The 529-nt window shown below is 54.3% G+C and carries 1 protein-coding gene; it reads left to right on the forward strand.

Going from position 1 to position 529, the window contains the following annotated elements:
- Positions 1 to 48: 48 nt before the first annotated feature.
- Positions 49 to 529: RHS repeat-associated core domain-containing protein (locus tag HMPREF3101_RS00230; RefSeq protein ID WP_141737294.1), on the forward strand; the 481-nt coding region annotated here is incomplete at its 3' end.

Below are 529 nucleotides of genomic sequence, written 5' to 3' on the forward strand. Positions count from 1 at the left end.
CCGGTGGAATCGAAACCGGTGTATAGCTTGCCGAGGTTTGATCTGATTATGGCGGACCTTGCGGGTGCGCCGCGTGAGATTGTTGATGTTGATACAGGTCAGGTTGTCGGCAAAGCGTCGCAAACGTTATATGGGACGCGCACCTGGCAGGGACACACCCAATGCCCACTGCTGCATGCGGGGCAGTATCTTGATGCGGAATCAGGATGGGCCTACAACCGGTACCGCTACTACCATCCGCACGCTGGTATGTACAACGCCCAGGATCCGCTTGGAGTTTCTCCTCGTGTTGCTTCTGCGCAAGGCTACGTTGATCACCCAGCTCATTGGGTTGATTTCTTCGGGCTGAGCGGCAAAGGTGGGCATGAAAAGCTGGAGCAACTTGCCAAAAACGTGGAGCAAGGTGCCAAGGGAGAAAATACGGTGCGGGACATTATCAAAGCATCTGGGTTGGTTTTTGATGGCCAAATGACCGTCAAGGTTGATGGCGTTACTAGTAGGATCGACTTCATTGTCAACCGTGGCGGGG

This window comes from Corynebacterium sp. HMSC29G08, assembly GCF_001806875.1.
In the GTDB taxonomy this organism is placed as follows: domain Bacteria; phylum Actinomycetota; class Actinomycetes; order Mycobacteriales; family Mycobacteriaceae; genus Corynebacterium.